Here is an 8,663-nt window from a genome sequence, read left to right as displayed (position 1 = left end):
TAAATTATAGTGTTGCGGAATTAAGGGTTAAAATTCTAAGAATATTGCAATAAAGTAAAAACCTGTTTTTATCCTTTACGCTAAATCTTTTAGAAAATAACAAACAACACCAACTGTTGGTGCTATTGCTATAATCCAATACAACAAATAGACATCAAAGATATAATACCTACATTGGAACCACAACCATTTCAATGGATGTATTTCTGTACTGCCGAGCATAGCATATTGATAGTCAAAGGATGTTTGATTGAGATTGTACTTACTCAATATTTCTTCATATTTATTGATATAATCAATTTCCTTCTTCTCCTGTTCCTCTTTGGAAAGAACACTGACATCGTGTTTTATCAAACGATACAAACGATTCAGCTCATTACCACAAGCATGATAATTCTCCATCCTTTTATCATAGTTCAAGCTACTGAACAGAAGCGACAACACAAGCAAGAAGGTGGAAAGTATTATCGTAAAGGCACTAATCATATTAGCGACTTTTATTTCCGGCTTCTGCAGTGCAATCAAACTTATCGCTATGATGGAAGCAGAAAACATTGCTTCACACACCTTAGAGGCATCTCGGCTACGCTTCATACGACGAGATGCTGTAAAACGAACACTCATCGTTTTATAAATCGTATTACCTAAGCTTTCTAAATTTTCCATATAATATTTTCTTTTAAAAAGAAGGGAGTCCCAATCAAAACGCAAACAAACCACGTATGTGGCATTAGATATTTAAATGCTTTACAAAAAGGTGATGTAACATCACCCCTAAGACTGAGTCTCAAAGACTCCCTTCTATGAAGTTGTTCCAACAGTCATATGGGCATCTTTCTTCAAGTGTTCCAGATGTATCCAATAACATGTCTGTATTTCATCATCACTATAATCAAAGTCGCTATTTATAAGTCCCTTTGATATGAGATAAGCTTTCATATCACCAACCTCTTTTAATGCATCAAAATCTTTCAACATATTCTTGCCAGCATGCTTCTTGATATCCCAATAGACCTTTGGCAAATGCTTGATTTTATTTTCAATCTCTAAACCTTTTAGAAATTTCTTATGTACCACAGTATCCAACTGATAAAGTAGTTGTATATCTGTCATTGCCTGAAAGTATGGTAACCATCCATAAAGATGATTCAATGTCTTGAAACCTGATAACTTTAAGTTGATAAGAGCTATATAGTAATCATCAAATGCTTGGTCTTCAATTATAAATCTTGGACGCGTAAACGGATTCTCTTTCTGACTACGATAACGGGAGATCAATCGAGAGATTCGATTAAGAAAAGTCTGAGTATTTTTCTGTCGAATAGAAATACAGAAGGTTGATTTAAAACTATACCCTATGTATTCAAAACTCTTATCGCCCACAATACCATAATGTGTCTTATCAGGAGAAAGGCGTAGGCTGACTCCCTTTATAATCAATTCACACTTAAACTCATCTACAAAACGAGCATCTATCGGAGTTGTGCTCAATATCAAAATATCATCTACATACCTTTTATACAAGGTATTGACGTCACAATGGTTCTCAATACTCTCATCAAAATCCAACATAGATATACCTGCAAGTATGTTAGAAATGGATAAGCCCTGAGGTATTCCCGTCAATCTCAGCTGCTGATTTGAAGATAATCTAGCACCGCCCTTGGATACTGTTACTGTATTAATTGCTGTCTTTACCAATTGCAAGACACTGGCATCAACAGATGGTTCCAATTTTCTATAAAGCGTATCCAAGTCTATAGAATCATAGAACCCTTTGATATCCGTCTTAAAGAAGTAAACCTTCTCAGAAGAATGTTGTGCCATGAAATCGCCAATGTCCTTAATGTATTGATTAGGCACTTGATTATTCACCGCTTCAGGAAATGCTTTTTGGAGATATTGGTTAAGAACTCCCAGGATCATTCTGTCACGCATTGATGGTACTGACAGTATTCTAGGGAACTTATCTCTTCCTTTTAATATAAGTTGTTCCTTATAAGGTGAAAACTTATACGTTCCAGACAAACATCTACTAGCTATATCATCCAGTTTCTTTTCGTAATGGTTCCAAAAGGTAGCAGGTGTTAAGCCATCAAGCCCACCTCCTTTTTTGCGTTTTAACTTCTCGTTATAAAACTTAGTGAAATGAACTGGATTGAAGTATTCATTTATATCCTCCATACATATTCATCTTTATAAAAGATCTGAATATCAATGCATATCACCAATACAGCGTCCCCACTATATTACAAGTAGTTACACTTATCAGTTTTTTGAAAAAAGTTATTTTGTATCGTGTGCAGGGTGAAAGATAACTAAGCACACTCCTTCACCTCTATTATTTTTTCAATTCCTTACCAGAAAAAGTACCATACGATTTTCCTGAGACTTCACCTTGTTTGTAATAATCGCCAAACATCTTCAACACAACATCAACATCAGCTTCTTCTTCCATACAGATTTTACCATCTACAATTTTTAAAGTATCACCGTGCTGTTTGCAAACTCGTTTCATTTGACGAATATCTTTTTCTGTCACATTTTTATAGGAGCCAAGCATTCCTATTTTTACAAGTTTTTTATGTACAGAAGGTTTGGTATCTATGACTGCTTTTAACTTTTCTATGCCAGAAAAAGTATTTGTTCCCTCCATTTCTTCTGCTATAATCTTAGCCTTTTCTGCATATTCCTCTTGCAATCCCACCATCTGTTCAAAGTTAAATTTCTTAATCACATAGAATATGTCTTTATAGAATACACAGTCTATCTGTTTATCCAGAGTTAATGCATCACCCTTTAACTGTTGAAGCATTAAGCTTTCTGGATTAAACCAAGCTAAGAATTTTGCTTTGAGATTGGCCTCTCGTGTATCGATGGCTACAGAACTGGCTTGCATCTTACGAAATGTATAAACCCATTCGCCAGTTTGCACATCTTCGAAACCGACACAATAGGCCCATAATTTTACCTCATCATTTTCCAAATCACGAATACTTTTTATCTTTGGAACATCTCTTTGCAATTGGTTGGTAACAACATCTTGAAAAGAAAACACCTTATTCTGTATCGGATATGAAAATAGATTTTCTGTATCATCATTCAAAACATCATAGTCAACCATCTCATAGTTTTTGTCAACTATAGATTTCAGTTGACTTATTGATGTCTCATATATATATTCTCTTAATTCCTCATCGTTATCAACTTGGAAAACATGATAAAGATATTTTTCATGCGCTCTTGCCTTAGGCTTCATTTTAGGCTTAAGCGCTCTTGTTATAAAAAACAACTTTGTATCATCAACGCTGGTCGAAGATATTAAATTCAACAATTCCTCTAAATTCATTTCTTGTTTATTTTATTAACATAAAACAATTTATACCCAATATTGTATATCTTTATATTATCACTTTCATAGATATCTCTAAATGGAGAAATCATGAGACCTTGCTTTCGTTGTCCCTGTTCTTCGTATTCCATTTCAAACAAAGAGTATTTGCAATTTAAGACAGGATTTACTAAAAGCAGACTTGAAGTGACATATATCCTATAAATGATAATCAAGAGTATCAATAATGGTATTATGTCGCCTAGCTCGTCAAAACTCTGAAAGAGAAATGGTATGATATAAGTTGCTATATAGCCTATAGATTCTGCATTTTTATTTGAAATACTCCTAACCGTCACATTATTGCCATTTTTAGAACTAGAACGAAGTATCTTTAAAAAGAGCATAGTTCCTAATGTCACTAAAACAAGTAAGAGCCCCAAGAGTATAGACAAGCCGAATTTATGTAGCAAGCACAGGATACTCGTCTTGTCAAAACCTGCAAAATGTAAATAGGAACGGTTATAATATAGCTGCCTAACTATTATACATACAAACAAAGGTGAATATGATGTCAAGAACAAAATCAACTTTGGTACTGTACGCAAATAATTTGTACGCAAAACACTATCCATAGTCAACTTGTTATATATCACCAATACAGCGTCCCCACTATATTACAAGTAGTTACACCTATCAGTTTTTTAAAGTTATATTTTGTTCCTCATTGCAGTATCGCTCTGCACTTGTCGTCGCTCGAATGGGGATGTTATCTTATAAATATTGTTGCACAATATTTGCTAGTTCATCAGCATAAGAGGATGTATCTGATACATATTCCTTATTTACAAGTATGTACAAAGATAAATCATTTCTTCTAAGTTGAAAGATAAAAGGATAACCATCAGACATCAATCGCTCCATTAGATTAACTTTTTATAAACAGGTATTGCAACCTTATCCATCTCTTCTTTCGAAACCTTAACAACTCCGGGAGTTGCATCAAAATAATCTACAGGATAACGATACTTGCCATTTGGCATCAAAACCTTAGTTACACGGCGAAAGAGAGAGATACCCTCATCTGTAACAATCTTTGTTATCGTCTTATCAATGATCTTTCCCATAATTCTTTATTTTTATTTCAATTACGCCTGCAAATATAAGGGTTTTCGGTGAAACTACCAAATTTTGGGGGAGTTTTTACTTCTTGCCCTAATCTCCCCCAGATTAACGTACGAATTCCTCCGTTCAATGGTCTTTACACCCCCTTCATTTCCCCCGTTTGCGGGGGACAGAAACCCTTTAGCCAAAGGGAGCTCCACATCCTAACCAAGCCTTCCCTTCTCAGAAAGGAAGGATGTAACCGCCCTCCGGTGCTCGGAACCGCTACGCTTTAGGGTTGGCGGACCAATCAAAGGTCTCGCCAGGTTGTGCGGGATGGAACCGCCTTACTATAGCTTGCTGATTGGGACAGCCAGAATAGTTCCTCATTGCAGTATCGCTCTGCACTTGTCGTCGCTCGAATGAGGAATATTGTTTATTCTACTTTTGACAGGATTACCTCTGGGGAGGTGCCCATCAGGGTTATAGCGGAAATCTTATGACCTCCATTGGCATTTAATGAATGTCCACAATGATAGAGGCTGTCATCTATGATAAGCCAGCGGTCGTGAGACTCGTTACGCCATTTTCTTATATCTATATGATTATCGGGGAATAGGCGGTCATGCTCACCCATGAGTCGTTGCATTCCTTGACCTACACCAGCAGTATAAACTATCGCTGAAACTTCCGGTTTACGAACATCTAACACACTCAGAGTTAGCGATGAAACATAGCCATCTATAATGATTACTCGATGATTGGCTGTACGAACTAAGTTCTCCAAAGCAACTCTTGCTGTGTAGAAATCACCTTCGAAGAAGACCATCTCGGCAGGAGGGGTGGAGGTTCGAATAAAGAAATCGAGCTGCTGTTGCTGCTTGGCTTGCGTATCTTCTATTCGAGTCATTCGCTTATCCATATTCTCCTGTAGGGCTATCAAGTGACGATTCACGGAATAACCTTGGAGAAGGTATTGCTTTATAACAGCATTCGCCCACTGACGGAAACGGGTTCCTATTGGACTCTTTACTCTATAGCCTACAGAGATTATAACATCCAAATTATAGATTTTAGTACGATATCTTTTGCCGTCTGCGGCAGTATGTAAGGATTCCTTACATACTGATTTTTCGTCTAACTCTTTCTCCTTAAAGATGTTACGAATATGCATAGTTATATTGTTACGAGTTGTACGAAACAACTCTGTCATCTGTGCTTGGGTAAGCCAAACCGTATCTTGATCCAGTTTCACCTCCAACCTAATGCTATCATCTGGTTGATAGAGTACTATCTGAGAATCATCAGCCACAGGCTGTATGTTATTGTCGTTTGCCATAATCATACATTTTTATTGCTAATATAGCGACAAAAGTACGATTTTGTTTCGTAATCACCAAGGATTTAAGAGAAAATCTTCATTAACTAACCATTTTTAATGGAGGAAGTAATCGCCCCAATCGGCATAAAGAGTCACTTTGGTATCATCTACGATGTAGATGTAAACATGAGTGTAGAAGCTTTTCTTACCAGACTGATAACAATAAATGACCTCGATGCTATCTTTATGATAGACGAGAGTCTGGGAGCTGCTTAAGAAAAAGGTTGCTCCTGGCTTGATTGATAAAAAAGGTTTCATGATTTTTGTATTTTGTTCCTCATTGCAGTATCGCTCTGCGCTTGTCGCCACTCGAATGAGGAATATTGTTTTTATTCTACTTTTGATAGGACTACCTCTGGGGAGGTGCCCATCAGGGTTATGGCGGAAATCTTATGACCGCCAGTGACCATATGTTCCAAAATGGAACAGAAGAGCAAAGCTCTATTTGCTAAAACCATCAAGCACGTCTTGCTTGATTCTCTTAGCAACATTCAATTGTTCTTCGCGAACCATTATATGAATATACATATCGTTACCACAAGCATCAATGCAAATTGGTAAATCAACAACATTCATATCTAATAACCCTTGAAGCTTATAAAACAAACTAGTAAAAAGTCTGTTACGATAATACTGTACAGTAAAACCTTCTGCCTTTTTGCGATCATTCATCGGAACATCGGCTATATCATCGCATACATAATACAATATCGCATTGTCATGAGACCTGAAGAAGCTATAAATTTGATTAGAGATAAGTGATAAATCCCGAATCCCTGTCACATGTTTATAACTACCTATTCTGTTGAGATATATTCCCCACACCTCAACATCAGACTTTTCTAAGGCAGAAATCATTTCAGATGACAAAAATCTCGCTCCATCATTCAGAATTCGCACGATATATATATCACCCGTTTTGCTTGTAAACCTATATTCAAATGCATCCATTACATAGCAATTTCACAAACCTCGCAACCTCGTTTAGCCATATCTTGGAGCTGAGCTGCCTTATATGCCTTCATACGCTTCACCCACTCTGCTACCTTTGGGGAATCGCTTTTAATAACTAATGTTTCTTTAATTTCAATCATTGTATAACCTCCTATATTTAAAGACTGCTGCAAAGATACGACTTTCTGACGTAAACACCAAGGAATTAAGAGAAATTCTTCATTACGTAACCTTATTTTAAAAAAAAGTTATTTTTATTCCTCATTGCAGTATCGCTCTATGCTTTTTTCGACTCCCCTGTCCCCTTTTGCGAAGAGGGGGTCCTTACCCTATACCCAAGCCCTAAATCCCTACCATAGGGATTAGGGATGTAACCGCCCTTAGTGCTATATCTGCCCCACCTGTCCCTCCCCAGCGGGAGGGTCCTTAACCCACTCCCAAGCCCTCGCCCTTTCCAAAAGGGCAAGGGATGTAACCGCCCTCCGGTGCTCGGGACCGCTACGCTCTAGGGTTGGCGGACCATCAAAGGTCTGCGCCAGATTGTGCGGGATGGGACCGCCTGGCTATAGCTTGCTGATTGAGACAGCCAGAATAGTTCCTCATTGCAGTATCGCTCTGCACTTGTCGCCACTCGAATGAGGAATAAGTTTTATTCTACTCTTGATAGGATTACTTCTGGGGAGGTGCCCATCAGGGTTATGGCGGAAATCTTATGACCGCCATTGGCATTTAATGAATGACCACAGTGATAGAGGCTGTCATCTATGATAAGCCAGCGGTCATGAGACTCGTTACTCCATTTTCGGATATCAATATGATTATCGGGAAATAGGCGGTCATGCTCCTCCATCAAGCGTTGCATTCCTTGACCTACTCCAACCGTGTAAATTGTAGCTGTTACATTTGACTTACGGACATCAAGTACACTTAGAGTTAGCGATGAAACATAGCCATCTATGATGATTACTCGATGATTGGCTGTACGAACTAAGTTCTCCAAAGCAACTCTTGCTGTGTAGAAATCACCTTCGAAGAAGACCATCTCGGCAGGAGGGGTGGAGGTTCGAATAAAGAAATCGAGCTGCTGTTGCTGCTTGGCTTGGGTATCCTCGATTCGAGTCATGCGTTGTGAATGTGCATCTAACCGTGTATCTAATTGGCGCTGCATAGCCAATAGTTGCTGATTGACAGAATATCCTTTAAGAAGATAATCCTTTAGCACACCCGTTGCCCACTTTCGAAAGGCTGTAGCATTGATACTGTTGACACGATATCCTACAGAAATAATTGCATCCAAATTATAGAACTGCGTCTTGTATACTTTGCCATCAGAGGCAGTATGTTCCAAAATGGAACTAACTGAATTTTGATTCAATTCTCCACTTTTAAATATATTGCCAAGATGCTTGGTTATTGCAGGACGCTTGGTGCCGAAGAGATCTGCTATTTGCTGTTGGGTAAGCCACACCGTTTCATGAGTAGCATCTAACTTCACTTCAAGTTTTACACTTTCGTTTGGTTGATAGAGTACTATCTGTGAATCATCAGCCACAGGCTGAATATTATTGTCGGTTGCCATAATCATACATTTTTTATTGCTAATATAGCGACAAAAGTACGATTTTATTTCATAACCAATACAAGGTCACCACTATATTACAAGTTGTTACACCTATCAGCTTTTGAAAAAAGTTATTTTTGTTCCTCATTGCAGGAATGGCTGAAGGAAATCGACTTCCATCTCTAGAAACTGCTCCTCATCTGAAAACAGATGGGGAGTTTTTTATAAAATATATTAAATGGCTTCAACTGCCGGATATAGCTCCGCTTCCCCTGAGAAGATGACTCTTCCCGAGTTATGAGGGTTGTGATATGTATCACAGCATTGAAAAA

Annotated in this window: 9 protein-coding genes; 1 reads left to right on the top strand and 8 read right to left on the bottom strand. The window is 37.8% G+C overall.

The features are described 5' to 3' along the window. Positions 1-75: 75 nt before the first annotated feature. From DW657_RS15705 to rhuM, 5 genes are all read right to left on the bottom strand, one after another. Positions 76-666: an SLATT domain-containing protein gene (locus DW657_RS15705; protein WP_118313373.1), complete on the bottom strand. Its 591-nt coding sequence runs from the start codon at positions 664-666 to the stop codon at positions 76-78. Between the two features lie 135 nt (positions 667-801). Then, positions 802-2,184 carry a reverse transcriptase domain-containing protein gene (locus DW657_RS15700; protein WP_118313372.1) on the bottom strand — a complete coding sequence of 461 codons (1,383 nt, stop codon included), beginning with the start codon at positions 2,182-2,184 and terminating at the stop codon, positions 802-804. A 157-nt stretch (positions 2,185-2,341) separates the two neighbouring features. Continuing rightward, positions 2,342-3,349: a Kiwa anti-phage protein KwaB-like domain-containing protein gene (locus DW657_RS15695; RefSeq protein WP_118313371.1), complete on the bottom strand. Its 1,008-nt coding sequence runs from the start codon at positions 3,347-3,349 to the stop codon at positions 2,342-2,344. Between the two features lie 905 nt (positions 3,350-4,254). After that, the gene (locus DW657_RS15685) at positions 4,255-4,458 is read right to left on the bottom strand and encodes a hypothetical protein (protein ID WP_118313369.1); all 204 of its coding nucleotides are present in this window, start codon (positions 4,456-4,458) and stop codon (positions 4,255-4,257) included. A gap of 413 nt (positions 4,459-4,871) precedes the next feature. Beyond that, positions 4,872-5,609: a RhuM family protein gene (gene rhuM, locus DW657_RS15680; protein ID WP_233547161.1), complete on the bottom strand. Its 738-nt coding sequence runs from the start codon at positions 5,607-5,609 to the stop codon at positions 4,872-4,874. A gap of 264 nt (positions 5,610-5,873) precedes the next feature. On the opposite strand from rhuM, the gene DW657_RS17985 reads away from it, so the two are divergent. Continuing rightward, the gene (locus DW657_RS17985) at positions 5,874-6,032 is read left to right on the top strand and encodes a hypothetical protein (RefSeq protein WP_158577406.1); all 159 of its coding nucleotides are present in this window, start codon (positions 5,874-5,876) and stop codon (positions 6,030-6,032) included. 225 nt (positions 6,033-6,257) lie between these two features. Here the strand turns inward: DW657_RS17985 and DW657_RS15675 are convergent, their stop codons facing one another. From DW657_RS15675 to DW657_RS15670, 3 genes are all read right to left on the bottom strand, one after another. Beyond that, positions 6,258-6,767, bottom strand: a complete 510-nt coding sequence (locus tag DW657_RS15675; RefSeq protein ID WP_118313367.1) for a hypothetical protein — start codon at positions 6,765-6,767, stop codon at positions 6,258-6,260. Then, on the bottom strand, positions 6,767-6,910 hold the full coding sequence (locus tag DW657_RS17980) for a hypothetical protein (protein WP_153089397.1): 144 nt from the start codon (positions 6,908-6,910) through the stop codon (positions 6,767-6,769). The genes DW657_RS15675 and DW657_RS17980 overlap by 1 nt, the downstream gene beginning before the upstream one ends. Before the next feature lie 509 nt (positions 6,911-7,419). Continuing rightward, on the bottom strand, positions 7,420-8,349 hold the full coding sequence (locus DW657_RS15670; protein WP_118313374.1) for a virulence RhuM family protein: 930 nt from the start codon (positions 8,347-8,349) through the stop codon (positions 7,420-7,422). Between the last annotated feature and the right edge of the window lie 314 nt (positions 8,350-8,663).

The sequence above is a fragment of the Prevotella sp. AM23-5 genome, assembly GCF_003473645.1.
GTDB lineage: Bacteria > Bacteroidota > Bacteroidia > Bacteroidales > Bacteroidaceae > Prevotella > Prevotella copri_A.
This window is presented reverse-complemented; position numbering and strand designations above follow the sequence as displayed.